At 62.0% G+C, this 25,755-nt stretch carries 21 protein-coding genes; 10 read left to right on the plus strand and 11 right to left on the minus strand.

What is annotated here, in order from left to right:
• Nucleotides 1–3: 3 nt before the first annotated feature.
• Both EFD56_RS07655 and EFD56_RS07660 read right to left on the minus strand, forming a co-directional pair.
• A complete protein-coding gene (locus EFD56_RS07655; RefSeq protein ID WP_037142386.1) occupies nucleotides 4–603 on the minus strand; it encodes a nitroreductase family protein in 600 nt (199 codons plus the stop codon).
• A gap of 43 nt (nucleotides 604–646) precedes the next feature.
• On the minus strand, nucleotides 647–931 hold the full coding sequence (locus EFD56_RS07660) for a DUF2218 domain-containing protein (RefSeq protein WP_009998466.1): 285 nt from the start codon (nucleotides 929–931) through the stop codon (nucleotides 647–649).
• 173 nt (nucleotides 932–1,104) lie between these two features.
• On the opposite strand from EFD56_RS07660, the gene EFD56_RS07665 reads away from it, so the two are divergent.
• From EFD56_RS07665 to EFD56_RS07710, 10 genes are all read left to right on the plus strand, one after another.
• Entirely contained in the window at nucleotides 1,105–2,058 is a 954-nt protein-coding gene (locus EFD56_RS07665; protein WP_126905008.1) for a glutathione S-transferase family protein, read from the plus strand.
• 93 nt (nucleotides 2,059–2,151) lie between these two features.
• Nucleotides 2,152–2,994 (plus strand): fumarylacetoacetate hydrolase family protein, encoded by an 843-nt coding sequence (locus EFD56_RS07670; RefSeq protein ID WP_085741456.1) that lies wholly within the window; start codon nucleotides 2,152–2,154, stop codon nucleotides 2,992–2,994.
• A gap of 202 nt (nucleotides 2,995–3,196) precedes the next feature.
• Nucleotides 3,197–4,474 carry a polyhydroxyalkanoate depolymerase gene (locus tag EFD56_RS07675; protein WP_037142413.1) on the plus strand — a complete coding sequence of 426 codons (1,278 nt, stop codon included), beginning with the start codon at nucleotides 3,197–3,199 and terminating at the stop codon, nucleotides 4,472–4,474.
• Nucleotides 4,475–4,617: 143 nt separating this feature from the next.
• Complete coding sequence (locus EFD56_RS07680) at nucleotides 4,618–5,055, plus strand: DUF2852 domain-containing protein (RefSeq protein WP_010003512.1); 438 nt, start codon at nucleotides 4,618–4,620, stop codon at nucleotides 5,053–5,055.
• A 108-nt stretch (nucleotides 5,056–5,163) separates the two neighbouring features.
• Nucleotides 5,164–5,922 carry a M48 family metallopeptidase gene (locus tag EFD56_RS07685; protein ID WP_085741457.1) on the plus strand — a complete coding sequence of 253 codons (759 nt, stop codon included), beginning with the start codon at nucleotides 5,164–5,166 and terminating at the stop codon, nucleotides 5,920–5,922.
• Nucleotides 5,923–5,997: 75 nt separating this feature from the next.
• The gene (locus EFD56_RS07690; protein ID WP_126905009.1) at nucleotides 5,998–6,666 is read left to right on the plus strand and encodes a phosphoribosylanthranilate isomerase; all 669 of its coding nucleotides are present in this window, start codon (nucleotides 5,998–6,000) and stop codon (nucleotides 6,664–6,666) included.
• Between the two features lie 2 nt (nucleotides 6,667–6,668).
• Nucleotides 6,669–7,889, plus strand: coding sequence for a tryptophan synthase subunit beta (trpB, locus tag EFD56_RS07695; protein WP_064817144.1), 1,221 nt, complete (start codon nucleotides 6,669–6,671; stop codon nucleotides 7,887–7,889).
• A 3-nt stretch (nucleotides 7,890–7,892) separates the two neighbouring features.
• Nucleotides 7,893–8,732, plus strand: a complete 840-nt coding sequence (trpA, locus tag EFD56_RS07700; RefSeq protein ID WP_037115875.1) for a tryptophan synthase subunit alpha — start codon at nucleotides 7,893–7,895, stop codon at nucleotides 8,730–8,732.
• A gap of 39 nt (nucleotides 8,733–8,771) precedes the next feature.
• Entirely contained in the window at nucleotides 8,772–9,677 is a 906-nt protein-coding gene (gene accD, locus EFD56_RS07705) for an acetyl-CoA carboxylase, carboxyltransferase subunit beta (RefSeq protein WP_010007140.1), read from the plus strand.
• Nucleotides 9,678–9,704: 27 nt separating this feature from the next.
• Nucleotides 9,705–11,057 (plus strand): bifunctional folylpolyglutamate synthase/dihydrofolate synthase, encoded by a 1,353-nt coding sequence (locus EFD56_RS07710; protein WP_170965665.1) that lies wholly within the window; start codon nucleotides 9,705–9,707, stop codon nucleotides 11,055–11,057.
• Between the two features lie 61 nt (nucleotides 11,058–11,118).
• On the opposite strand, the gene trxA is transcribed toward EFD56_RS07710, so the two are convergent.
• The 9 genes from trxA to EFD56_RS07755 all read right to left on the minus strand — a co-directional run bounded on the left by trxA (nucleotide 11,119) and on the right by EFD56_RS07755 (nucleotide 25,664).
• Entirely contained in the window at nucleotides 11,119–11,439 is a 321-nt protein-coding gene (gene trxA, locus EFD56_RS07715) for a thioredoxin (RefSeq protein WP_004672616.1), read from the minus strand.
• 76 nt (nucleotides 11,440–11,515) lie between these two features.
• Nucleotides 11,516–15,067 (minus strand): double-strand break repair helicase AddA, encoded by a 3,552-nt coding sequence (addA, locus tag EFD56_RS07720; RefSeq protein ID WP_126905010.1) that lies wholly within the window; start codon nucleotides 15,065–15,067, stop codon nucleotides 11,516–11,518.
• On the minus strand, nucleotides 15,060–18,254 hold the full coding sequence (gene addB, locus EFD56_RS07725) for a double-strand break repair protein AddB (protein WP_126905011.1): 3,195 nt from the start codon (nucleotides 18,252–18,254) through the stop codon (nucleotides 15,060–15,062). Before addB ends, addA begins: the two co-directional genes overlap by 8 nt.
• Nucleotides 18,255–18,257: 3 nt before the next feature.
• Complete coding sequence (locus tag EFD56_RS07730; RefSeq protein WP_126905012.1) at nucleotides 18,258–18,989, minus strand: nucleotidyltransferase family protein; 732 nt, start codon at nucleotides 18,987–18,989, stop codon at nucleotides 18,258–18,260.
• Between the two features lie 13 nt (nucleotides 18,990–19,002).
• Nucleotides 19,003–20,514, minus strand: a complete 1,512-nt coding sequence (tsaE, locus tag EFD56_RS07735; protein WP_126905013.1) for a tRNA (adenosine(37)-N6)-threonylcarbamoyltransferase complex ATPase subunit type 1 TsaE — start codon at nucleotides 20,512–20,514, stop codon at nucleotides 19,003–19,005.
• Nucleotides 20,511–23,096, minus strand: coding sequence for a PAS domain-containing sensor histidine kinase (locus EFD56_RS07740; RefSeq protein WP_126905014.1), 2,586 nt, complete (start codon nucleotides 23,094–23,096; stop codon nucleotides 20,511–20,513). Before EFD56_RS07740 ends, tsaE begins: the two co-directional genes overlap by 4 nt.
• 203 nt (nucleotides 23,097–23,299) lie before the next feature.
• Complete coding sequence (gene ahcY, locus EFD56_RS07745; RefSeq protein ID WP_126905015.1) at nucleotides 23,300–24,700, minus strand: adenosylhomocysteinase; 1,401 nt, start codon at nucleotides 24,698–24,700, stop codon at nucleotides 23,300–23,302.
• A 277-nt stretch (nucleotides 24,701–24,977) separates the two neighbouring features.
• A complete protein-coding gene (locus tag EFD56_RS07750) occupies nucleotides 24,978–25,253 on the minus strand; it encodes an HPr family phosphocarrier protein (RefSeq protein WP_126905016.1) in 276 nt (91 codons plus the stop codon).
• Between the two features lie 9 nt (nucleotides 25,254–25,262).
• Nucleotides 25,263–25,664 carry a PTS sugar transporter subunit IIA gene (locus tag EFD56_RS07755; RefSeq protein ID WP_004672623.1) on the minus strand — a complete coding sequence of 134 codons (402 nt, stop codon included), beginning with the start codon at nucleotides 25,662–25,664 and terminating at the stop codon, nucleotides 25,263–25,265.
• Between the last annotated feature and the right edge of the window lie 91 nt (nucleotides 25,665–25,755).

Below are 25,755 nucleotides of genomic sequence, written 5' to 3' on the forward strand. Positions count from 1 at the left end.
TACTCAGTTCGCGACGAAACCGCCGTTGAAGGCAACTTCGGAGAGCGGCTTGCGCTGGCTGGGGAATTCGCGCGCCTGATTGCGTTCGGAAAGGACGCTCTTATCGGCCAGGCGGCCGACGGCAACACCCGCCTCGACCCTGTATCCCGCGGGAATGCCGAAGGTCTTCATGATGTCGTCATGTTTGATGCCGCCCATGCCATGGGCGTAGAAACCGGAAAGGCGCGCCTGCAGCGCCAGGTGGCCCCAGGCAGCGCCGGCATCGAAGGAATGCGTGTAGCTTGGCTTTTCCTCGCCGGAACCGGCAACTCCGGTGAAGCTGCGCGACACCACGAAGATTAGCGCTGACGCATTCTTCGCCCATTCCTGATTGGCATCGACGAGCAATGCGACGAATTTCTCCCAATGTTCCGAACCTTTCAGGGCATAGATGAAGCGCCAGGGCTGCTGGTTGGAAGAAGACGGCGCCCAGTGGGCGGCGTCGAGCAGGCTGAGAAGCTGTGCCTCCTCGATGACCTCGCCGGTGAAGGCGCGCGGCGACCAGCGATCGAGAAACATCGGATCGATCGGATATTGGGATTCGCGGCTATTGCTCTTCGTCATGCTTGTTCCGGGGTTGGGGACATAAATTCGGATCGGGTTGAGGTCAGTCCGTCCAGACGATGTCGAGCTGCTCGCGGAAGGCGAAGCGCTTCAGGTGATCGTCGATAACGCCCTGCATCCTTACCTGCTGGGCTGGATCGGCAACGGAAAGCACCATGGTCAGGCCCGCATCATCGGCAGTGAACGTCACTTCGGCGCTATCGTTGAACGGCACCCGACCCTTATGCGGATCGAAATCGACGCTGAACTTGTGGCTCCAGTGCTTGCAGAGCTGCTGCAGGTAGCGGCTTGCATGCTCGGTGCGCACGGTTGCCTTGGAGAGGTGCATGTCGAACTCCGTCTCATCTTGGACTGCAGCAAAGTCATATTTCCTGCCTCGCCAGCTTGGCAAGCGTGTCGTCGTCGCAGTCGGGTGGACGGACTGTCTTCATAAAGCTGGCCTTACGCCGTCGCTGAAGCAGGATAAGGAACTGCTTCGCTGACATCGAACGGAGGGCGCGCATGCTGGTAAATGGAAAATGGACGGAAGACTGGCAGCCCGTTCAGGCAAAAGACGAAAAAGGCGGCTTCGTCAGACAGGTCTCCAGCTTCCGAAACTGGGTGACGCCGGATGGCAGCGCGGGACCGACGGGCGAGGGCGGCTTCAAAGCCGAGCCGGACCGTTACCATCTCTATGTCGCCTATATCTGCCCTTGGGCCTCACGCACCCTGATCGGCCGCAAGCTCAAGGGCCTGGAGGAGGTCATCTCGGTATCCGTCGTCGAACCGGTGCTGACGAAGCAGGGCTGGCGCTTCGGAGACTATCCCGGTGCAACGCAGGATCACGTCAACGGCACAACTTATATGCATGAAATCTATACGCGGGCGGCGCCGGAGTTCACCGGCCGGGCCACCGTCCCGGTACTTTGGGACAAACAGGCGCAGACTATCGTCAACAATGAATCCGCCGATATTCTGCGCATGCTGAACAGCGGTTTCGGCAATCTGGTAAAACATTCGATCGATCTTTATCCCGCGGAGAGGCGCGCCGAGATCGATGCTTTCAACGATCGCATCTATCCTGCGCTTAACAACGGCGTCTACCGCGCCGGTTTCGCCACCACCCAAATCGCTTACGAGGAAGCTTTCGCCGATGTCTTCTCCTGCCTCGACTGGGTCGAACCGCAGGTCGAGGGCCGGCCTTTCCTCTTTGCCGATCATCCGACGGAAAGCGATATCCGTCTTTTCGTGACGCTGGTGCGCTTCGATGCCGCCTATCACGGTATCTTCAAATGCAATCTGCGCCGACTGTCGGATTATGCCAATCTGCGCGCATTCTGCCGTCGCATGCTCGATTGGCCGGGCATCGCCGAAACCGTCAATCTGGATCATATCAAGCGCGGCTATTACTCGGTGGAAAGCCTCAATCCGACAAAGATCGTTCCCGCCGGTCCTGATTTTTCTGAAATTTTCTAGAAGCCGTACCGCTTCGCGGCGAAGCCGTAATGACACCGATGAATAATTCGTTCATAGGTGATCGTAACTTTCGTTTTGATGAGGAGGAATTCCATGAAGCTGATGCGTGTTGGCGAAGCAGGTCGAGAAAAACCGGCACTTCTCGATGCCGATGGTAAAATCCGCGATCTGTCCGATCATGTCGCCGATATCGGCGGCGAGGCAATCTCCCCGGCGGGCCTCGCAAAGATCGCGGCGATCGACCCGAAGAGCCTTCCCGAACTGGCTGCCGGCCGCATCGGCGCCTGCGTTGCCGGCACCGGCAAATTCATCTGCATCGGCCTCAACTTCTCCGACCACGCTGCCGAAACCGGCGCCACCGTGCCGCCGGAGCCGGTGATTTTCATGAAGGCGACGTCGGCCATATCAGGCCCGAACGACACCGTTCTCATCCCGCGCGGCTCGGAAAAGACCGATTGGGAAGTCGAGCTTGGCGTCGTCATCGGCAAGACGGCCAAATATGTCAGCGAAGCCGACGCGCTCGACTACGTCGCCGGTTACTGCGTGTCGCACGACGTTTCCGAACGTGCTTTCCAGACGGAACGCGCCGGCCAGTGGACCAAGGGCAAGTCCTGCGACACCTTCGGACCGATTGGCCCCTGGCTTGTGACCAAGGACGAGATTGCCGACCCGCAGAACCTCGGCATGTGGTTGAAGGTCAACGGCCAGACAATGCAGAACGGCTCCTCGAAGACGATGGTCTACGGTGTCGCCCACATTGTTTCCTATCTCAGCCAGTTCATGTCGCTGCATCCGGGCGACGTGATTTCGACAGGCACGCCGCCCGGTGTCGGCATGGGCATGAAGCCGCCGCGCTATCTCCGGGACGGCGACGTTGTCGAACTCGGCATCGAAGGTCTCGGCAGCCAGAAGCAGAGCTTCGTCGCCGATCGTTAACGACACTAATTGCGCTGAAGCTTAAGCTTTCAGTTCCATGGTGATGCCAAGGATCAACACCCTGGCATTTCCTGTGCAGGTTCGGCACGTCCATGTTGCTGTGCAACAAAAACCTGTTAGTCTGCGTTAGGGCCAGCGTGCGGAAAGAATGGGTGTCTATCAGTCGACGTCATCTTTTCGATAGAGAAAGGTGGCGCCTTCTATGTTTTATCAGCTTTATGAATTGAATCATGCCGCCATGGCGCCGTTTCGCGCCGCGGCGGATATTATGCGATTTGCCTATGCCAATCCGTTGAATCCCTTCTCGCACACTCCGTTCGGCCGAACGATGGCGGCAAGCCTAGAAATGTTCGAACGCACGACACGCCGCTACGGAAAGCCGGAATTCGGCTTGAAGCAGACGACGATCGATGATCGAACGGTTTCTGTTCGTGAAGAGGTCGTCTGGTCGCGCTCCTTCTGCAATCTGCTGCATTTCGCCCGGAACGTTCCCCCCGGCCGCGCCAGCGATCCCCGCATCCTGATCGTGGCGCCGATGTCCGGCCACTATGCCACACTGCTGCGCGGCACCGTCGAGGCGCTGCTGCCGAGCGCCGATGTCTACATCACCGACTGGATCGACGCCCGCATGGTGCCGATGACGGAAGGCACGTTCGATTTCGACGATTATGTCGACTACGTCATCGAGATGCTGCATTTCCTCGGTCACGACACGCATGTGATCGCCGTCTGTCAGCCCTCCGTCCCTGTGCTGGTCGCAGCCGCGGTGATGGAGGAAGCCAACGATCCGCTCTCGCCATCCTCGATGACGCTGATGGGCGGCCCGATCGATACGCGCATCAATCCGACGGCGGTCAACAAGCTCGCCCAGGAACGGTCGCTGCAGTGGTTTTCCGATAACGTCATCATGAATGTGCCCTGGCCGCAGCCGGGTTTCATGCGGCCTGTCTATCCCGGATTCCTCCAGCTTTCCGGCTTCATGTCGATGAACCTCGACCGGCACCTTGTCGCTCACAAGGAATTCTTCATGCACCTCGTGAAGAACGACGGCGAACCGGAAAAACATCGCGATTTCTACGACGAATATCTGGCGGTGATGGATTTGACGGCCGAATTCTACCTGCAGACGGTCGAGCAGGTCTTCATGAAGCACTCGCTGCCGAAGGGCGAATTGATGCATCGTGGCAAGCGCGTCGATGCCGCGGCGGTCCGCAACGTCGCGCTTCTGACCGTTGAAGGTGAGAATGACGACATTTCGGGCGTCGGCCAGACCAAGGCGGCGCAGACCATCTGTGTGAACATTCCTGAAGATATGCGCATGCACTATCTCCAGCCGGATGTCGGCCATTACGGCGTTTTCAACGGCTCGCGATTCCGCCGTGAGATCGCGCCGCGCATCGTCAATTTCGTCCGCCAGCATTCGCGTGCGGCGGTCAAGCGGCCGGTGCAGCGCGTCATCAAGGGCGGACGGACGGCCTAAATCAGGATTAGCTGAATTAAAAAAGCGGATTCAAGGCCTTGTCCGATTTAACGGGCAATCGTCTTGAAGGCGGTTCTTGCGGTAACCACATCGATTTCAGCGTTCGGCATCTTGCCGGGCGCAGAACGCGAGGATACCGCACGATGAACCAGTCAGCATTGCTTCGACCGGATTGGACTCCGGCTACCATTGCCCTGATGATTCTCGGCTTCATGGTTTTCTGGCCTCTGGGTCTGGCCATGCTTGCCTATATCATCTTCGGCGAGCGTCTGCGCGGCTTCAAGCGCGACGTCAACCAGGCGACCGACGGCTTCTTTGCCTCCTGCCGCCGTTCGCATGGTCATCATCGCCCGCATTTCTCGACCGGCAACGTCGCCTTCGACGACTGGCGTAAGGCCGAGCTCGACCGGATCGAGGAAGAGCGCCGCAAGCTCGACGAAATGCGCGAGGAATTCGACGCTTATCTGAGGGAACTCCGCCGCGCCAAGGACCAGGAAGAATTCGACCGCTTCATGCGCGAGCGCAGGAATGCCAAGCGCGACGACAATGGCGGCCCGGTCACAGAATTTCAGACGCCGTAATGGTCGAGCGATGAATTGATGACCGGCATCTTCACGATGCCGGTTTTTCCATGCCGGGCGGCCCGCTGGATCGTTTAGATTCCTCGGCGAATCGTATAGAAACACCCCATGTTTCCGCTTATGAAGACACGGCCAAAGGCGCGAAAGCCGGCTCCGCCCGAAACGCGGACGCTCGATGTCGCTGGCCGGCTCATGCCTCTCACCATCAAGCAGCACGACCGGGCAACGCGCATCACGCTGCGCATCGAGCCCGGCGGCCGCGCCTTGAAGATGACGGTGCCGAGAGGCCTTGCGGCGCGCGAGGTCAATGCTTTCCTCGATCGGCACCAGGGATGGCTGCTCACCAAGCTTGCCAAGTTTTCGACCGACACCGGGCTGCGCGACGGCGGCAAGATCCTCCTGCGCGGGGTTTCCCATCGCATTGCCCATACTGGCAGCCTGCGTGGCTTGACGGAGGTGGTCTCGGTGGACGGCAGTCCAGTACTGCGCGTCAGCGGCATGCCGGAACATGTCGGACGGCGCATTGCGGCCTTTCTCAAGAAGGAGGCGCGCGCCGATCTCGAGCGGCTGGCGGCAGCGCATGCCGCGGCGATCCGGGCGCCGATCCGCTCGATCTCGATGAAGGATACCCGCAGCCGCTGGGGCTCCTGCTCGTCGGAGGGAAATCTGAGCTTCTCCTGGCGCATCGTCATGGCGCCGCCTTCGGTGATCGATTATCTTGCCGCTCATGAGGTCGCCCATCTCAAGGAGATGAACCACGGGCCGCGCTTCTGGGCGCTGTGCAAGAAGCTCTGCCCCGGCATGGAGGTAGCGAAATCCTGGCTGAAGCGGCACGGCAGTCAGCTGCACGCCATCGATTTCGACTGATCGAAGCTCGCCTTAAATGCAGCTTTGCATGCAAATTGGCTCGACTCTTACTGCATTTCGTGTCACTTCGCTGCCATGAAACCGGATATCAAAATCTGTGGCTTGAAGACGCCGGAAGCGATCGATCGCGCGCTGAAACGCGGCGCGACCCATATCGGTTTTATCTTCTTTGAAAAGAGCCCGCGCTATATCGACCCGGACCTGGCGGCAAAACTTGCCGAACCGGCGCGCGGCAAGGCGAAGATCGTCGCTGTCGTCGTTGATCCCACCAATGACGAGTTGGATGAGATCGTTTCGCTGTTGAAGCCGGATATTCTGCAGCTTCACGGCAACGAAAGCCCCGAACACGTGCTGACCATCAAGGCACTCTATGGTCTGCCCGTTATGAAAGTTTTTTCGGTGCGCACCGCCGACGATTTGAAGCGGGTCGAAGCCTATATCGGCATCGCCGATCGTTTCCTGTTCGATGCGAAAGCGCCGAAGGGTTCCGAACTGCCCGGCGGTAACGGTATTTCCTTCGACTGGAGCCTCCTGAGCTGGCTCGATGGCAGCATCGACTACATGCTGTCCGGCGGGCTGAACAAGGACAATGTCGCCGATGCGCTGGCGAACACCACGGCGCGTGGTATCGACGTCTCCTCGGGAGTCGAAAGCGCACCCGGCGTCAAGAGCGTCGCAATGATCGATGAATTTTTCGATGCGGTCGAAGGGGCGGATGCGCCCATCATGGCCTCAGGGAGTTGAGAGTGAACGAAACGCCTAAACCGAATTCCTTCCGTTCCGGGCCTGACGAAGACGGCCGCTTCGGCATCTATGGCGGTCGTTTCGTTGCCGAAACGTTGATGCCGCTGATCCTCGATCTGCAGGACGAGTGGAACAAGGCGAAGACCGATCCGGCCTTTCAGGCGGAACTGAAGCATCTGGGCGCGCACTACATCGGCCGCCCCAGCCCGCTCTATTTTGCCGAGCGGCTGACGGCCGAACTCGGCGGCGCGAAGATTTACTTCAAACGCGAGGAGCTGAACCACACCGGCTCGCACAAGATCAACAACTGCATCGGCCAGATCCTGCTCGCCAAGCGCATGGGCAAGACCCGCATCATCGCCGAAACAGGCGCCGGCCAGCACGGCGTCGCCTCGGCCACCGTTGCCGCCCGCTTCGGACTTCCCTGCGTCGTCTACATGGGCGCAACCGACGTCGAGCGTCAGGCGCCGAACGTTTTCCGCATGAAGCTGCTTGGAGCGGAAGTCAAACCGGTGACGGCAGGCAGTGGCACGCTGAAGGACGCCATGAACGAGGCGCTGCGCGACTGGGTCACCAATGTCGAGGACACCTATTATCTCATCGGCACGGCGGCCGGCCCGCATCCCTATCCGGAGATGGTCCGCGATTTCCAGTCGGTGATCGGCGCGGAGGCGAAAGAGCAGATGCTGGCGGCCGAAGGCCGTCTGCCGGATCTCGTTGTCGCTGCCGTCGGCGGCGGCTCGAATGCGATCGGCATCTTCCACCCCTTCCTCGACGATCCCTCCGTGAAGATCGTCGGCGTCGAAGCCGGCGGCAAGGGCCTGCAGGGCGACGAACATTGCGCCTCGATCACCGCTGGTTCGCCGGGCGTCCTGCACGGCAACCGCACCTATCTGCTGCAGGATGGCGATGGCCAGATCAAGGAAGGCCATTCGATTTCGGCCGGTCTCGATTATCCCGGCATCGGTCCGGAACATTCGTGGCTCAGCGATATCGGCAGGGTCGATTATGTGCCGATCATGGACCACGAAGCGCTTGAGGCCTTCCAGACCCTGACCCGCCTCGAAGGCATCATCCCGGCGCTCGAGGCCGCGCATGCGATTGCCGAGGTGATCAAGCGTGCGCCGACGATGAGCAAGGACGAGATCATCCTGATGAACCTCTCCGGCCGTGGCGACAAGGACATCTTCACCGTCGGCAAGATTCTGGGAATGGGACTGTAAGACATGACCGCACGCATGGACAAACGCTTTGCCGAGCTGAAGGCCGATGGCCGTCCGGCGCTCGTGACCTATTTCATGGGCGGCGATCCTGATTACGACACCTCTCTCGGCATCATGAAGGCGCTGCCGGAGGCAGGGTCCGACATCATCGAACTCGGCATGCCCTTTTCCGATCCGATGGCCGACGGTCCGGCGATCCAGCTGGCCGGTCAGCGTGCGCTGAAGGGTGGCCAGACGCTGAAGAAGACGCTGCAGCTGGCTGCCGACTTCCGCAAAACCGACGATGCGACGCCGATCGTGATGATGGGCTATTACAATCCGATCTACATCTACGGCGTCGAAAAATTCCTCGATGACGCGCTGACCGCCGGTATCGACGGGCTGATCGTCGTCGACCTGCCGCCCGAGATGGATGACGAGCTCTGCATTCCGGCGATCCGCAAGGGGATCAACTTCATCCGCCTGGCAACGCCGACCACCGACGAGAAGCGCCTGCCCGCCGTGCTGAAAAACACCTCCGGCTTCGTCTACTACGTCTCGATGAACGGCATCACCGGCTCGGCGCTGCCCGATCCGTCGCTGGTTTCGGGCGCCGTCCAACGCATCAAGCAGCATACCGAGCTGCCCGTCTGCGTCGGCTTCGGCGTCAAGACGGCGGAACATGCCAAGGTCATCGGCGGCTCGGCCGACGGCGTCGTCGTCGGCACCGCCATCGTCAATCAGGTCGCCACCAGCCTGACCAAGGACGGCAAGGCGACCGCCGACACGGTTCAGGCGGTCGCAACGCTGGTGCGCGGCCTCTCATCGGGAACCCGTTCGGCGCGCCTTGTTGCTGCCGAATAGTTTTCCCACATTGGCACTCGTCAATCAGGAGTATTCGAGTTGAACTGGATCACCAACTACGTTCGCCCGCGGATTAATTCCATGCTGGGCCGTCGCGAAGTGCCGGAGAACCTCTGGATCAAGTGCCCGGAAACGGGTGAGATGGTCTTTCATAAAGATCTCGAATCCAACAAATGGGTCATTCCGGCATCCGGTTATCACATGAAGATGCCGGCCAAGGCGCGTCTCGCCGATCTCTTCGACAATGGCGAATATGAATCGCTGCCGCAGCCGAAGGTCGCCCAGGACCCGCTGAAGTTCCGCGATTCCAAGAAATATAGCGATCGCCTGCGCGATAGCCGCGTGAAGACCGAACAGGAGGACACGATCCTTGCCGGTCTCGGGAAGGTGCGAGGGCTGAAGCTCGTCGCCGTCGTGCACGAGTTCAACTTTATCGGCGGTTCGCTCGGCATTGCCGCCGGCGAGGCGATCGTCAAGGCGTTCGAACGTGCGACGTTGGAAAAGTGCCCGCTGGTGATGTTCCCCGCCTCCGGCGGTGCGCGCATGCAGGAAGGCATTCTTTCGCTGATGCAGCTGCCGCGCACGACGGTTGCCGTCGACCTGCTGAAGGAATCCGGCCAGCCCTATGTCGTCGTGCTGACCAACCCGACGACGGGTGGCGTGACCGCCTCCTACGCCATGCTCGGAGACATCCATCTGGCCGAGCCCGGCGCCGAAATCGGCTTTGCCGGCAAGCGCGTCATTGAGCAGACGCTGCGCGAAAAGCTGCCGGAGGGCTTCCAGACCTCCGAATATCTGCTGGAACATGGTATGGTCGACATGGTCGTCAAGCGGCACGATATTCCGGAAACCCTGGCGCGCCTGCTGAAGATCCTGACGAAGAAGCCCGTCTCGGCGGCCAATGACATGAATGGCGGCGCCATCGCTCTGGCGGCGAGCGCCTGATAACCGACAAGCAGGCGGGGTGCCGAATTGATACCCAGAGGCCAAACCGCGGTGAGTGAGGCAGCGCACGAGATCGAAAAACTCATGGGATTGCATCCCAAGGGATTCGACTTGTCGCTTGATCGCATCACCCGTCTTCTCGATCAACTCGGCAATCCGCACCGGAAATTGCCGCCGGTGATCCATGTCGCCGGCACCAACGGCAAGGGCTCGGTCACCGCCTTCTGCCGCGCTTTGCTCGAGGCCGGCGGCTACAGCGCCCATGTTCACACCTCGCCACATCTCGTCAATTGGCACGAGCGTTATCGCATCGGTGTGGCGGGCGGACGCGGGCAGCTCGTCGATGATGCCGTGTTTGCCGATGCCGTGCGCCGTGTTGCCGAAGCCAATGCCGGTCAACACATTACCGTCTTCGAAATCCTGACGGCGGTCACCTTCATTCTGTTTTCCGAACAGCCGGCCGATGCGGCCATCATCGAAGTTGGTCTCGGCGGCCGCTTCGATGCCACCAATGTCATATCCGATCCGGCTGTTTCGGTGATCATGCCGATCTCGCTCGATCACCAGCCCTATCTCGGCGACAGGGTCGAGCTGATCGCAGCCGAAAAGGCCGGCATCATGAAGCCGGGATTGCCTGTGGTCATCGGCCACCAGGAATATGATGCCGCGCTCGATGTGTTGATGTCGACGGCCGAGCGGCTGCATTGCCCGAGCGCCGTTTTCGGGCAGGATTTCATGGCGCATGAGGAATATGGCCGGCTCGTCTATCAGGACGAATACGGCCTTGCCGACCTGCCGCTGCCGCGCCTTCCCGGCCGCCATCAATATGCCAATGCCGCTGCCGCCATTCGCGCCGTCAAGGCCGCGGGCTTCACCGTCACTGAGACGATGATGGAAAAGGCGATGAATTCGGTCGAATGGCCGGGCCGGTTACAGCGCCTGAGCGATGGCCGGCTGTTGCAGCATGCGCCCGCCGGCGCCGAAATCTGGGTCGATGGCGGGCATAATCCCGGTGCCGGCGAAGTGATCGCCGAAGCCATGGCCAATTTCGAGGAACGCCAGTCTCGGCCGCTGTTCCTAATCATCGGCATGATCAACACCAAGGATCCGGTCGGCTATTTCAAGGCCTTCGCCGGGCTGGTCGAGAAGGTTTTCTGCGTGCCGATCCGCGGCAGCGATGCGATGATCGACCCGGTGATCTTGTCGAATGCTGCCTATGACGCCGGTTTGGTTGCCGAACCGATGTCGACGGTCGGCGAGGCGCTTGAAGCCATAAAAGCAGTGACCGATCCGCAGGCGTTGCCGCCGCGCATCCTCGTCGGCGGTTCCCTCTACCTCGTCGGCGACGTGCTTTCCGACAACGGCACGCCGCCGAAATAAAGAATATAAATGAAAAAGCCCGGCTTTGACCGGGCTTTTTCATCAATGCGATATCAATCAATCAGGCAGCGTTCGAAATCCAGTTCGAAAGCGCGGTCTTCGGCTTGGCGCCGACCGAGATATCGGCAACTTCGCCGCCTTTGAAGATTGCAAGCGTCGGAATGGAGCGCACGCCGAACTGCGCGGCGAGTTCCGGATTCTCATCGATATTCAGCTTGGCGACCTTGACCTTGCCTTCCATCTCGACGGAGATTTCTTCGAGGCTCGGAGCAATCATTTTGCACGGCCCGCACCATTCAGCCCAGAAATCGACGACGACGGGTTCTGCGGATTCCAGGACTTCCGACTGGAAGTTATTGATATCGACTTTCACGGTAGCCATGGGCTGCTCCTTTTAGAGGAATTGGGTGTTGAACCACATGTGATGGTGCGGTGCCGAATTTTCAATGTCCGGTATTTCACTTTGTCTTCAGTCCTGCAAGCGCCAAACCGAGCGCCTTTTCGCTCAGCGTGTAGAGCGTAGCATTCTCGGTATAGACGAGCATGCAATCGATGCGCTTTCCGGGATAGAGCGGCGCCAGGATCTCGCGATAGATCGCCAGCTGTGCCCGGTGCGCGAAGGGAATGGCCTCTTCGGTCGCCGGCGGCACCCGATTGGTTTTGTAATCGAGAATGACGACGCGATCATCAAGCACCGCCAGCCGATCGATGCGGCCGGAGACGGCATAGCGCCTGCCGTCGAGCATCAATGTCCCCATGATCGAGACCTCAGGCCGGGCCTGCTCGCCGAGGACGGGCTGCAAGTCCTTCTCGTCCAATAGCTTCAGAACCGAATCGACCAGCTTGCGCCGTTCGGCCTCCGGCCAGAAACGGGCTGCCCGTTCGCCATAACGCTGCGCCGCACCGGGCCGTTCGTCTGACGGAATATCGGGAAGCGCCTGCAGCATACGATGCAGCAGCCTGCCTTTCTCCAGCGAGCGATCGCTGCGTTGTTTCTCGGAAAAGAGCGGCGAAGCGACCACCAGGCCGCCTTCGTCCTCGTCGATGATCGTCCCGGCGCCGGAAGGGCTGAGAGGCCGGGGCAGCTCCGCCTGTGGCGGCAATGGCCGCAACAGGCCTTCCGGCAGGCTGATTTCGTCGTCGCGCGCCTCGCTGCGGTTGATACGCTCGAAGCTCCGCTCCACCCGCGGCACGCGCCATCTGATGCCGGGCCATTCCCCGTCGGGGTCGGAGAAGCTGGCCGCCTCCACATGCGGGTGGCCTTCGCTGAGCGCGGTGGAAATCATCATATGCCAGGTGTCGTTGTTGGCGCGCATGCCGCGATAGCCGCAGACGACCAGCCGGTCGGCGGCCCGCGTCATGGCGACATAGAGCAGCCGGCGATACTCCTCTTCGGCCAGTATCTGGATGCGCGCGGCATCGTTCTGCGTCAGCGAATTGGCGAGATCGGAAACGGGAACCCAGGCGGGCATCGGCGGTTCGTCCGGGTCGGTTTCGATCAGGCGAAGCTTCGGCAGATGCGTATGCGTGAAGGCTTTTGAGCCGCCGTCGACCAGGAACACGATCGGTGCTTCAAGACCCTTAGAGGCATGCACGGTCATGATCCTGACCTCATTGCGTCCCTTGTCCTGCTCGCGCTTCACTTCGGGCGCTTCGAGCTCGAGCGTCGAGATGAAGGATTGCAGCCCGGGAAGGCCGGAGCTCTCATGGTCGAGGGTGAAGGTCAGGAATTCGTCGAGAATGTCGCTGACTTCGGTGCCGAGGCGGGCAAGAAACTGCCGCCGCCCGCCGTGGCTGCCCAGCAGGCGTGCATAGAAATCATGCACCGATAGGTTTTTCGATTGTCGGAGGAACAGTTCCAGCTTTTCGACTGCCGCGCGGAAACGCTCGTTACCGTCGGCGGCGAATTTCCTGAGATGGCTCCAGACGCTCTCATTGTCGCCCCGCAGTGCCGCGATGGCAAAGATGTCCTCTTCGGAGAGATCGAAAAGCGGGCTCTTCAGCACGGCCGCGAGCGACAGGTCATCCTCCGGCAGAAGCAGGAAGCGGCCGAGCGCCAGCAGATCCTGCACGGCGATATGGCTGGTCAGCACCAGCCTGTCGGCGCCGGCGACGGGAATATCGCCGCGACGCTTCAAGGCGCGCGTCAACGCATTGACGAAGGCGTCGCGCTTGCGCACCAGCACCAGAATATCACCGGCCTCGATCAGCCGCTCCTTGCCCTTGTCGACGATCGTTTCTCGGCCGACCAGCGTGCCGATCGAATGAGCGATCCTCCGCGCCAGAATTGCGGCCGGCGCGCTTTCCGGCGTCGCATCGAAGGGGGCCGTCCAATCCTCTTCCTTCACCACCGCCTCCGGCGCGACCATGTCCCAGAGGTCGACGGCGCCGGGATGTCCGATGCGGCTGGAACGATGCACGACCGGCTCGCCGACGGCGCTGAGGCCGCGCGCATTGTCGGATGTTCTGAAGATCTCGTCGACGGCCTCGAGCACGTCGGCGGTCGAGCGGAAGGAGAGCGGCAGCCGCACGGAAGAAAAGCTCTGTCCGCTGTCGGAGACGCGCCGCCGCGTCCGGTCGCTCTCTTCCGAAAAACGCTCGGGCCGCGCCCCTTGAAAGGAATAGATCGACTGTTTCTCGTCGCCGACGGCAAACAGCGTGCGCACGATCGGCCGGGCGCTCTCGCCGGAAAAGAAATCCTCGGCGAGCGACTGGATGACGCTCCATTGGATCGGACTGGTATCCTGCGCCTCGTCGACAAGGATGTGATCGATACCCCGGTCGAGCTTGTAATGGATCCAGGGACCGACGCCGCTTTTCGTCAAAAGGTCGGCGGTGCGGGTGATCAGATCCTCGAAATCGAGTTGGCTGCGCTGTTTCTTCAGCTCCTCGTAATCGTGATTCAGCCGGTCGGCGAGCACGAGCGCGGCCAGCGTGGCGCCGTGCATCCGCATCAGTTTCAGCCGGTCGCGGCTTGCCGCGACATGCGCGCGGGCGGCCGCGATGGCCTCGGTCAGTTGCGGCGCTTCGGCAAGCATGGCCTTGACCAGGAACTGCGAGTCCGTTTTCTGCTCGCCCTTCGCCGTCAGGAAGATTTTCTCGAGCATTGCGGCGCGCTTGGCGTCATCCCGCTCTCGGCCGGCGAGCCTGAGGCCATAGGCAACCTCCTGCGCCTTGGCGCCGCCCTTATGATCGGCCAGCGACAGATAAAGTTCGAGCGTGCCGCCCGACAGTTCCGGCAGCGGCCAAAACTGTGCCGCAATGCCTTTCTCCGTGTCATCGGCGGCGAGACCGAGCCTTTTGCGCAGAACCATGTCCACGCCGCCCTGCTGGTCGGCGGCCGCGGCAAAGCGGCGGATGGCGTTGCGATTGGCGACAATGTCGCCGAGCAGGTTTTCCAGGCCGGATTCGTCGCCGAGATTGAGCACGTAGGCGAAAGCCTCTGCCAGGGCGCTGCCTTCTTCCGGCGCGGTCGCCGTCAGCAGCGCCCGGCGCGCATCGGAAAGCAGTGCCGCGGCGGCGCGATCGTCGAGAACCGAGAAATGCCCGGCGACATTGGCCTCCAGCGGGAACTGATGCAGCAGCGCCTCGCAAAAGGCGTGGATCGTCTGGATCTTCAAGCCACCTGGCGTCTCCAGCGCCTTGGCAAACAGCCGCCGGGCCTCGGCCAGTTTTATGCGGTCGGGCGCCGTCCCTTCGATCTGCATGATCCGCCGACCGAGATCGTCATCGTCGAGCACCACCCAGTCGGCCAGCCGTTCGAAGACGCGGTTCGACATTTCCGATGCCGCAGCCTTGGTGTAGGTGAGGCAGAGAATGGCCGAAGGCCGCGCGCCGGCGAGCAGAAGCCGGATGACGCGCTGAGTCAGGACATGCGTCTTGCCGGAACCGGCATTGGCCGAAACCCATGCCGAGCGCACCGGATCGGAGGCGATCGCCTGCTGGATCGTCGTCCAGCCGATCCAGGCTCCGGGATCGTCGCTATCAGGAAGGTCGCTCACGTCACTCATCGCCGCCGCCTTCCTCATTCTCGGCCGTCGACCATTCGGAGACGCGGGCGAGATGATCGTAGTCGCCGCCGAAATCAAATTGCTGCGCCGGAATGAGCCGCGAGGTAAAACCCTTTTCGCCGGATTGCAGCAGGCTGACGAACTTGACCAGCTGGTCGACCGATTCCTCGGCAAGGTCGATCGCCGACTTCGCCTTGTCGCTACGGGCGGCGTTTTCATTATTGACCATATCGACCTGGAACCGGTTTCCGGGACGCAGGCGGACATAGAGCAGATCCTGCGGCGTGAGGCTGCCGGCATCACGAAAGGCGCCGGCGCGCAAGGCCGCCGCCTCCAGCGCGAGCTGCGGATCGAGCAGCGCGCGTGCCTGCGCCGGCGAGGGGTTGTAGCCGGTCTTGTAGTCGATGATATCGGCGGCGTTCGGCCCGATCATGTCGATCCGGTCGGCGACGCCATTCAGCCGGATATTGATTGCCTCCAGCTCCACGCCGCCGCGGACTTCCGTCAGTGTCCGGCGGATGGCCGGCCGTCGTCCAGCCTCCCATTCGAGGAAGGCGCGAGCCACCTCCCGAAAGCGCGGCCGCCAGACGGCATCGATATGTGGCGGCAGCTTTTCCATGTCGAAAAGCTCGGTCAGGATAAGCTCCATCGCCGCTGCCGCCTCCGGCGTGCCGGCCACATGGGCCGCGCGGATGAACCGGTCGATGATCTTGTGATAGAGCGTACCGCGTTCAGCTGCTCCGGGATCGCGATTGAACGCGTCGACCGGATCGAGCCGCAGGATGCGGCGGGCATAGATGGCATAGGGATCGCGGCGCAGCCGCCCGACCTCGCTGAAGGAGTAGGATTGCGGCTGCAGTGCCCGCGGCGGTTTCGGCGAGGGCCGCTGCGCCGGCGCCTGGGTCTCTCCCCGATCGACGAGACCGGCCCATTGCAGGAAGCGGGCGCCGCGCCCCTTGAGTTCCGCCTCGAACGCCTCGCCGCCGAGCGCCAGCAGCCGCTGCAGCCAGCGCGAGGCGACTGTCGGCGTCGAGCCCTGGCGTAGCGCCCTGGAATAGATCAGGTGGCGAGTGCCGTTCGCCATCTCGAAATCATGCGCCAGCTGGCCGATGCGCCGCTCCGGCGGTTCGAGCCCGATCTCCGTCTTCATCATTCGCGGAATGAACGGATTGTTGGCGCTCTGTCCGGGCCATGAGCCTTCGTTCAGCCCGCCGAGGATCAGCGTGTCGACGCTTTGCAGCCGGGCTTCCAGCGTGCCGAAAATGAACAGCCTGGGGTGGCTTAGCGCCCGAGGCTTTACCGCATGGCCGGCGGCAAGCGCCGCCATGATGTCGATCCATTGCGGCCCGTCGGCCTCCATCTGCCCGTCCGTGTCGATCACTTCGCCGAGAAGGGAGGCAAGTGCGTCCCCCGCCTCGTTCGACCAGAGATCGGCAAGATTGCCCTGCGGATCGACGGCGACCGCTTCAAGCGCACGGCCGGTGCGCGCGGCCCATTCGGAAAGCGTGAAACGCGCCGTCTTGCCGCGATCCTCCGGCCGATGCCGGACCAGCGCGGCGGCAAGGGGTTCCGTCGCCCGGCTAACCCGGCGGGCAAGCTCGAATGCGGCATCGGCGGCTTCAGTGGGAAGCGCCTTGCGCCATTGTGGCGCGTGCCGGTCCAGGGCCTGTTCGGCAAGCTGATGGGTGAGCAGCGGCTCCAGCGCGCCGATATCCACTTCCGCTACGCCGCCGCGCAGCGCCAGCAGCTCGAGCGCTTCGGTGGCGAAAATCAGGGTGTTGCGTTCGAGGCCGAAGCGGGCCAGCGGATGCTTGAGCAGCGAGACGATCGCCACCGGATCGCCGGGGCGCAGCGACGCCTCCAGCAGCAATTGCAGCAAGCTGCCTTGCGGCGTGGCCGAAAGCGGTGTGCCGGCCGAATCGTCGGCGAGGATGCCGAATCGGGAAAGCTCCGCCATCACCCGACGGGCGAGGTTGCGATCCGGTGTGATCAACGCTGCCCGACTCTCGCCGTCCTGCCCGGGCCGTTCCAGCGCCAGTCTGAGCGCGACGGCAATCGCGGTTGCTTCCTCGCGCTCGTTGGCGGCTTCGATCAGCGAAACGTCGTTGAAGGCCGAAGTGAGCGCTCCCCCGGGCAACTCACTCTTCCATATACCCCAGTCGCTGGTCGCCTCCGACGGGGCGAGCGTCCGGGACAGGATTTCGGCGCGCCGGTCAAGATCGGCCTCCGGTCTGTCAAGGGTGCTGACATCGGCCCGTGTCAGCCTCAACCTTTTCAGCAGTGACGACAGCCCGTATTGCGGATGGCTCCGGCTGGCCGGATTGGCATGCTGGCCCGGCACCGGTTCCGGCGCGACCATCTGCCAATGTTCTTCGGGCATGGCGAGATCGAGGCCCGGAAGGACGATCACGCCTTCGCGCAGATTGGCGACGGCGGCAATCAGATCGGCAGTCGCCGGAACCGAACCCGTCGACCCGGCGATGATGATCGGCCCGCCGGGCTTTGTCGCCGAAAGCCGGGCCGCTTCGGCCCTGAGAATGGCGTTTCTGTGCCGGGCCGGCGAAGATTTGCCGAGTTCGGCAAGCCGCGCCGGCCAGAAGGCGCTGGCGATCTGCAGAAACTCGGCGGTCAGCTGCCACCAGGCGGCATAGTCGCCGGTGTCGAGCTTCGATAGTTCCGACCAGTCGAGATCCTCGGTTTCGATGGAATCGATCAGCTCGGCGAGGTTGCGGGCAAGCCAGATCGCGTCTGCCGGGCTTGCAGGCGCAACCAGCGGCGAGTCCGAATGAATATGGCGGACGATCTCCGGCAGTTTGTTTCGCCAGGCAAGGATCAGGCGCGCCAGTTCCAGCAGGCGGGCGGTATTCGACAGCGGCTGGGCGAGATCGATCGTCGCCGGCAGCGCCTCGTCGAAATAGCCGCTGTCATCGTCGGTTTCGCCGAGAGGGCGGATGACCGGCAGGATCGCCGACCGGCCGCCAAGCAGATCGACGAATTCCGAGCGCAGCACGCGCACGGCGCGCCGGGTCGGCAGGTAGATGGTTACTCTGGCGAGCGACAGCGGGTCGTCGACATCATGCCGGAAAAGCGGCGTCAACCGGCCGTCGCACAGCGTCGTCGCCAGGGTTTTCAAAAAGGGAAGGCCCGCCGGGATCGTCAGGATGCGTGGCTGGTGCCGCTCCGTCATGGCTCACGCGAACGCCCGCAACCTGCGGATCGTTTCCTCCGCCTCGCCGATCGCCTCCGGCGTTCCCACAGTCAGCCAGTGCCCATCGAGCACCAGGCCGAAAAGCCGGTCGCGTGCGATCGCCTTGTCGAAATAGATATTCAGATTGAAGGCGTCCGTCGGCGCGTCGTCGAGCAGCGACGGGTTCATGACGATCGCGCCGGCATAGACGACGGGATTGGACGGGTTGTCGCGGTAACGCCGCAGTCGGCCGTCGGCCGCGAGGCTGAAGTCGTTCTTGCCGTTGTGACCGGTGGTATCTTCGATCCGCACGCAAAGCAGCGCCATGTCCATCTGCTCGGCATCGAAGAATCCGGCTAATCGCTGCAGGTTCGTCGGCCGTCCCGGCAGCTCGCCGATCCAGAAGAGGTCGGCATTCATGACGAAGATACTGTCGCGCCCAAGCAGCCTCAGTCCTTTCGCCAACCCGCCGCCGGAATTCATCAGCCCGTCCCGCTCGTCGGATATGATGATCTCGAGGCCGCGATACTTGCCGAGATGGTCGAGCATCTGGTCGGCATGGTGGTGAACGTTGACGGCGGCCCGTTCGACGCCGGCCGCCACCAGCGCGTCCAGCGCATAATCGATCATCGGCTTGCCGTCGATCTTCACCAGCGGCTTCGGGATCGTGTCGGTGATCGGGCGCATGCGGGTTCCGAGACCCGCGGCCAGTACCATGGCTTGTCTGATGGTCATCTTGATCCGGAATTTATGATTCGCTCTGGCCTATTCCAGCCCTTGCGCACCAATCGCGCAAGGGGGCAAGCGCCTCATGCTCAAGCGCGACGTTGAGATAGGCGAGCGTGCGCGGCATATGCCTGAGATAATCGGGTTTGCCGTCCCGCTGCAGCAGCCGCACCCAGAGACCGGCCAGTTTGCAGTTGCGTTGTGCCGACATGATCGCCCAGGCCTTCATGAATCCGGCTTCGTCGAAGCCGTCCTGCGCACGGCGACGTGCGAGATAATCATCCATCAGCTGCCGGAACAGTTCCGGCTCGATCGTGACGCGTGCGTCCTGGACGATCGAGGCAAGGTCATAGGCGGTGGGGCCGATCATGGCGTCCTGGAAGTCGATCAGGCCGACCCGTCCGACGCCGGCCTCCTGCGGGCGCCAGATGATATTCGGCGAATGGAAATCGCGCAGCAGCAGGTTCTTTTCGGCGGCGGCGAGCTCATCGATCAGCGCGTCCCAGATCGCCAGATATTCCTTGCGCTCTGCGTCCGAGGGTGCGGAACCACGCTTCCAGCCGATGTGCCAATCGAGCACAAGCTGCACTTCCATCTTCATCGCCGTGCGATCGAAATCCGGAATGTGATGCGTGTGCGTGTCGGAAACGGGGATATCCCGCGGAAACGGCATGGAATGAAGATGGGCAAGGCAGGCGACGCTTTGGCGGTAACGCTCGGCGATCGGCCGCCCGGCGTCGTCGAGCACGCCCTGCGTACCGAGATCCTCAATTAGCAGGATGCCCTGCTCATAATCGACCTTGTAGATCTCCGGCGCTGCAAACCCACGTTCGCGCAGCGCATCGGCGATCGCAACGAAGGGATAGGCGTCCTGGGCGAGATGCGCGACCTTGGGATAGGGCCTGCCGTCGTAGACCGGCGGCCCCTCCGGATGCGGGCGCCAGTCCATCAGGATTTTTCGCGGAGCAGCGTCCGGATAAATCGCTTCATAGGCGCGCAGCGATGCATCGCCGGTCAGGAAGCGGCGTTTGGCCTCGGGATAGCCGGCCGCGTCGAGGAATTCGCGGATCGCGAAGACCCGGCGGATGCGCCGGGCCTGCTGGCCGGCTGCTTCGATCGTTGCCCGGCGGCCGCTGCCCTCATGGGCCAGCGTCAGGGCGATACGCTCGGCCGGCAATTCGCTCGCAGCCATTTCCGGCCATTCGACGAGACAGATGCCGTTCTGCAGGGCTTCGTCGAAGCCGAGCTCCGTCAATTCGCTGGCGTCGCCGAGCCGATAGAGGTCGAAGTGCGAAACCGGGATACGCAGGTCGTAGGATTGCACCAGCGTGAAGGTCGGGCTCGGGACCTCAAGCCCTTCGTCATCGGCAATGGCACGCAGGATTGCCCGGGCGAGCGACGATTTGCCGGCGCCGAGATCGCCGGAAAGGGCAAGACAATCGCCGGCCTTCAATGCGAGCGCCAGGTCTTCGCCGAGACGAATGGTGGCCGCCTCGTCCTTCAGGAAAAGCGAGATCGTATCGGTGGTCGTCATTCGGCAGCGGCGGAATGGGGGATATCGACCGAGGGGATACGGCAGACGACCGTCGTGCCCTTGCCCGGTTCGCTGTCGATCGTCACGTCGCCGTGATGCAGGCTGACGAAACTGTCGACGATCGACAGGCCGAGGCCGGCACCGCCGCGCTTTCCGCTTTTAGCGCCGGTTGCGAACCGGTCGAACACGGTCGCGATCATGTCGGGCGAAATGCCGGGGCCGCGATCCCTCACGGAGAACACGAAATCGGTGCCTTCGCGTTGGCATTCCAGCGAAATCGAGCTGCCCTCCGGCGAGAAATTCGCCGCGTTGGAAAGAAGCTTCAGAAGAATCTGCTTCAGCCGCTGCGGATCGGCGACGATCGAGCCGAGATAGGCGGGCGCGGTGATTTCGAGCGCCACGCCGCTTTCCTGCAGCCGATCGGCGATCTGCATCGAGACGTCGTCGAGCAGGTCGTTGAGATCGATTTCCGCATAGTTGAGGCGCATGATGCCGGCATCGACGGTCGCAAGGTCGAGAATATCGTTGACGAGCGTCAGCAGGACCGAGGACGAGGTCGAGATATGGTCGATATATTCCGCCTGCCGCTCGTTCAGCGGCCCCACACCTTGCGTGCGCAGCAGATCGGTGAAGCCGATAATATTGGTCAGCGGCGAACGCAATTCATAGGAAACGTGCTGAACGAAGTCGTTCTTCAACTCGTCGGCCTTGCGCAGCGCCTCGTTCTTTTCGGTCAGCGCCCGCTCGGCCCGCACGCTGTCCGTCATATTGACGAAGGTCAGCATGGTCTGGGCGTTCGGCAGCGGGATGACTGCGTAGTCGAGCACGAGGCCGGAGAACAGTTCGAGGGTCCCCTGGCCCGAGCGGCGCTCGTCGTCGAAGCTGGTGATCAGTTCCGCGAAGGTCTTCCAGCCGTCCGGCCGGTCGTAGGAGGGGGCGCAGGCCTCGCCAAGCGCACGGATATGGGTGCCGGGCTTGGCTTCGGCTTCGGTGATTCCCCAGAGCGCTCGGAAGGCCGGGTTCGACAGGCGGATGCGTCCATCCGGCCCGAACACCGCCACACCTTCGGACAGATGGTCGATCGTTTCGCCCTGCACCTTGACCAGCGTGTTGTAGCGCGTTTCGAGATCGACCTGTTCGGTCAGGTTTTCGAACACCCAGGTGGCGCCGCCCTGCGGATGGGCAGTGGCGAACACGCGCAGCGTCTGACCGTTCGGCAGGTGCCAGAGGTCCGATTGCGTATCGAGGGCGCGATAGACGGAAAGTGCTGCTTCCTTCCAGCTTTTCCAGTTGAGCTGGTCCGGCAGCTTCTTGGCCGCCCGCAGCCGCTCGAGCAGCTCGCTATTGTCCGGCCGGCCTTCGAGGAAGGCGATATCGAGTTCCCAGAGGGCAACGAAGGCCTGGTTGTAGAATTGCAGCCGGCGCTCGCCGTCGAAGATGGCGACGGGTGTGGCGAGATGGTCGAGCGTCTCGGCATGGCTCTTCAGCGTTCGGTCCAGCTCGGCGCGCACCGCCTCGATATCGGACACGTCGACCGCCATGCCGGCCGAGCCGCCGGGAAGCGTGACATCGACGACATCGAAGAATGTACGGTTGCCATGCACGACCGTCGAGATCGTGTCGTGGAACGGCGATTCCGGCGTCGTCGTCGCGCGAATGCGTTCGCGCGCCACCGTCGTTAGCATCTCGCGGCCTTCATTGATTGCCTGCTGCGGCGAGCGCGCCTCGACCGCGTCGCCATAGGCCTGGTTGACCCAGGTGAGGCGGCCCGCCGGATCGCGCTGCCAGGCCGGCATGTCGATCGCGTCGAGCATGGTCTGGAAGGCCGAGATCGAAGTCATCAGCCGGTCGCGCTCGATCCGGAGTTCGGCAAGCTCGGCGCGCAGATTGTTGAGCGCCACGAAGCGGACGAAGGCGCGTCCGCCGGAAACTCGGCCCTGCGCCTCGAGAATCTCATCACGGATGGTCTCGACCACCATGTCGAAGCTCTGCGCCCCGTCGCGCAGCCGGTCGATCGCCTTTTCCAGGTCGGAGGCCGAGCGTGATTTCAGCCAGAGGCCAAAGGCCAGGAATTCGCCATCCTGCGGCGCGCCGGTCTCCGCCGGAAGCTGGCCGAGCAATTCAGGACGGGCATTGCCGTCCCAGATGACGATCCGCCGGTTCTTGTCGGCGATCAGCGCCTGATATTGTGAAATGCGTTGCTGGGCATCGGACAGCGCCGAGCGGATTTCCCGGCTCTCGTTTTCCAGATTGCCGCGCTGGCGCACCAGCCAGAGCGTCGAAAGCAGGGCTGCCGATATGACGCCGATGACGACGGAAACGCCGATGACCTGCGAGGAGGTGAAGAGGTGAGCCGAGGCCGCCGCCTGCTGCTCGCCCTGTGCCAGAACCGGCCGCGCCAGGGCGGCAAGCGCCGTACCGGCCGCGCAGGTTTTCAGGAAGCGCGCCAATGATCCATGCTCCTGCTTTGCGGCCTCGTGTGCCGCTGCAGATTTATAGCCTTGGCCTGCCGTCCGCGAGCGGCGATGGGCGCAAGCGCCGTCGTCCGCCTGACCGGGCAGGCTGTTTTTCAATTCCGACATCCGCGGTATGTCTCCGTCCTTCAATGTGCCGCATTACGACAAGACATCCCATTTTCGGAGCGGTCGGACGGGGTCCGGCGCCACGAATCAAGTCTTAAAACAATACTTCGGAAGGGAATCGGCGGAAAGGGAGCGGCCAAAAAATAAGCCGCGGCATTTGTCAATGCCGCGGCTTCTACATCTTGTGGATATCGATGATGAGATCAATATCTGTAGTGGTCGGACTTGAACGGGCCCTGCGGCGTAACGCCGATATAGGCAGCCTGCTCTTCGCTAAGCTGGGTAAGCTTCACACCGAGCTTGTCGAGATGCAGGCGCGCAACCTTTTCATCGAGGTGCTTCGGCAGGATGTAGACCTTGTTCTCGTATTGGCCGGGCTTGGTAAAGAGCTCGATCTGCGCCAGCGTCTGGTTGGTGAAGGAAGCCGACATGACGAAGGACGGATGACCGGTGGCGTTGCCGAGGTTGAGCAGGCGGCCTTCGGAAAGCAGGATGATGCGGTTGCCCTTGGGGAACTCGATCAGGTCGACCTGCGGCTTGACGTTGGTCCACTTGAGGTTCCGCAGGGCAGCAACTTCGATTTCGTTATCGAAGTGGCCGATATTGCCGACGATCGCCATGTCCTTCATCTCCCGCATATGGTCGATGCGGATGACGTCCTTGTTGCCGGTCGTGGTGATGAAGATATCGGCCGAGGAAACGACGTCCTCGAGCAGCACCACTTCATAACCGTCCATGGCGGCCTGCAGGGCGCAGATCGGATCGGCTTCGGTCACCTTGACGCGGGCGCCGGCGCCGGAGAGCGAAGCAGCAGAGCCCTTGCCGACGTCACCATAACCGCAAACGACGGCGACCTTGCCGGCCATCATCACGTCGGTGCCGCGGCGGATGCCGTCGACCAGCGATTCCTTGCAGCCGTACTTGTTGTCGAACTTCGACTTTGTGACCGAATCGTTGACGTTGATCGCCGGGAAGGGCAGCAGGCCCTTCTGGCTGAGCTGGTACAGGCGGTTGACGCCCGTCGTCGTTTCTTCGGTCACGCCCTTGATCGCATCGCGCTGCTTGTTGAACCAGCCGGGCGAAGCGGCAAGGCGCTTCTTGATCTGTGCGAAGAGGATTTCCTCTTCCTCGGAATGCGGATGGGACAATACGTCCTCGCCGGCTTCGGCGCGGGCGCCGAGCAGGATATACATGGTGGCGTCGCCGCCGTCATCGAGGATCATGTTGGAAAGGCCGCCGTCGGCCCACTGGAAGATCTTGTCGGTGTAGACCCAGTAGTCCTCGAGCGACTCGCCCTTGATGGCGAAAACGGGAACGCCGGCAGCAGCGATTGCGGCAGCGGCATGATCCTGCGTCGAGAAGATGTTGCACGAAGCCCAGCGGACTTCGGCCCCGAGCGCCACCAGCGTTTCGATGAGCACGGCAGTCTGGATGGTCATGTGCAGCGAACCGGTGATGCGCGCGCCCTTCAGCGGCTTTGCGTCGCCGAATTCGGCGCGGCAGGACATCAGCCCCGGCATTTCGGTTTCGGCGATCGTAATTTCCTTGCGGCCGAAATCCGCAAGCCCGATATCGGCGACGACATAATCTTTTTCAGTGCTCATAGAGGTCTCCAGGCTGAAAAACGTCTCAAAAATTGGCGCAGGCGCGAAGATGACCGCGCGACGGATAGGCCGCGTGCCGATGCATGTCGCCCGGCTATGGACAGCGGTTCCGGGAACGCGAGATGCATAACACCAAAGAGCCGAACCGCATTGCATGAACCAGGTTCGATGCGACACGCTTCAGCGCACGGCATGTCCGCCGTTTAGCAGGCTTCCGATGGGAAGGCAATAAGGATATAAAGAAGTCTTTATATGTTGATATGAGCTCGGCCGTCGCTCACATCTCTTCGCCGAACCGGTTCTGGATCAGCTGGTCCAGGGCCTCGAGGGCTTCCTCGGCCTCGCTGCCGCTCGCCGAGACGACGACGCTGGAGCCTGGGCTTGCGGCCAGCATCATCAGGCCCATGATCGACGTGCCGCCGACCGTCATTCCGTCCTTGGAGACGGTGATGGCGGCATCGAAGGTCTCGACCATCTGCACGAATTTGGCGGAGGCGCGCGCGTGAAGGCCGCGCTTGTTGATGATGAGGAGTTCCCGGGAAAGCGATGTCATGAAGCGCCGTTATTTTCCGCTGAGCACACGGCTCGCGACATTGATATATTTCCGACCGGCTTCGGAAGCCTCGACCAGCGCCTTCTCCATGTTGTTCTCGCCGCGCACGCCGGCGAGCTTGATCAGCATCGGCAGGTTGACGCCGGCGATGACTTCGGTGTGGCCGCTGCTCATGACCGATATTGCGAGATTGGACGGCGTGCCGCCGAACATGTCGGTCAGGATGACGACGCCATGGCCATCATCGGCGCCGGAAACGGCTTGCAGAATGTCTTGCCGTCTCTGGTCCATGTCGTCTTCGGGGCCAATACAGACCGTCTCGATGAATTTCTGAGGACCGACGACGTGCTCGACAGCATGACGAAACTCTTCAGCCAGCTTGCCATGAGTGACAAGCACAAGTCCGATCATGATATTACTGCTCCCATATACGCAAACGATGGCTGAGATATCGCAATGCAGCAATTACGTCCACCGGTGGGGGCACATCTTGGCGATGAAA

Source organism: Rhizobium phaseoli (assembly GCF_003985125.1).
Lineage (GTDB): Bacteria > Pseudomonadota > Alphaproteobacteria > Rhizobiales > Rhizobiaceae > Rhizobium > Rhizobium phaseoli.

Coding starts and splice junctions, on each gene's coding strand:
- EFD56_RS07730 (WP_126905012.1), bottom strand. CDS start 18,989: ATGACCATCAGACAAGCCATGGTACTGGCCGCGGGTCTCGGAACCCGC.
- EFD56_RS07675 (WP_037142413.1), top strand. CDS start 3,197: ATGTTTTATCAGCTTTATGAATTGAATCATGCCGCCATGGCGCCGTTT.
- EFD56_RS07680 (WP_010003512.1), top strand. CDS start 4,618: ATGAACCAGTCAGCATTGCTTCGACCGGATTGGACTCCGGCTACCATT.
- EFD56_RS07685 (WP_085741457.1), top strand. CDS start 5,164: ATGTTTCCGCTTATGAAGACACGGCCAAAGGCGCGAAAGCCGGCTCCG.
- EFD56_RS07740 (WP_126905014.1), bottom strand. CDS start 23,096: ATGTCGGAATTGAAAAACAGCCTGCCCGGTCAGGCGGACGACGGCGCT.
- addA (WP_126905010.1), bottom strand. CDS start 15,067: ATGAGTGACGTGAGCGACCTTCCTGATAGCGACGATCCCGGAGCCTGG.
- EFD56_RS07750 (WP_126905016.1), bottom strand. CDS start 25,253: ATGACATCGCTTTCCCGGGAACTCCTCATCATCAACAAGCGCGGCCTT.
- EFD56_RS07660 (WP_009998466.1), bottom strand. CDS start 931: ATGCACCTCTCCAAGGCAACCGTGCGCACCGAGCATGCAAGCCGCTAC.
- trpA (WP_037115875.1), top strand. CDS start 7,893: ATGACCGCACGCATGGACAAACGCTTTGCCGAGCTGAAGGCCGATGGC.
- trxA (WP_004672616.1), bottom strand. CDS start 11,439: ATGGCTACCGTGAAAGTCGATATCAATAACTTCCAGTCGGAAGTCCTG.
- EFD56_RS07665 (WP_126905008.1), top strand. CDS start 1,105: ATGCTGGTAAATGGAAAATGGACGGAAGACTGGCAGCCCGTTCAGGCA.
- EFD56_RS07655 (WP_037142386.1), bottom strand. CDS start 603: ATGACGAAGAGCAATAGCCGCGAATCCCAATATCCGATCGATCCGATG.
- ahcY (WP_126905015.1), bottom strand. CDS start 24,700: ATGAGCACTGAAAAAGATTATGTCGTCGCCGATATCGGGCTTGCGGAT.
- EFD56_RS07670 (WP_085741456.1), top strand. CDS start 2,152: ATGAAGCTGATGCGTGTTGGCGAAGCAGGTCGAGAAAAACCGGCACTT.
- addB (WP_126905011.1), bottom strand. CDS start 18,254: ATGACGGAGCGGCACCAGCCACGCATCCTGACGATCCCGGCGGGCCTT.
- EFD56_RS07755 (WP_004672623.1), bottom strand. CDS start 25,664: ATGATCGGACTTGTGCTTGTCACTCATGGCAAGCTGGCTGAAGAGTTT.
- EFD56_RS07690 (WP_126905009.1), top strand. CDS start 5,998: ATGAAACCGGATATCAAAATCTGTGGCTTGAAGACGCCGGAAGCGATC.
- tsaE (WP_126905013.1), bottom strand. CDS start 20,514: ATGACGACCACCGATACGATCTCGCTTTTCCTGAAGGACGAGGCGGCC.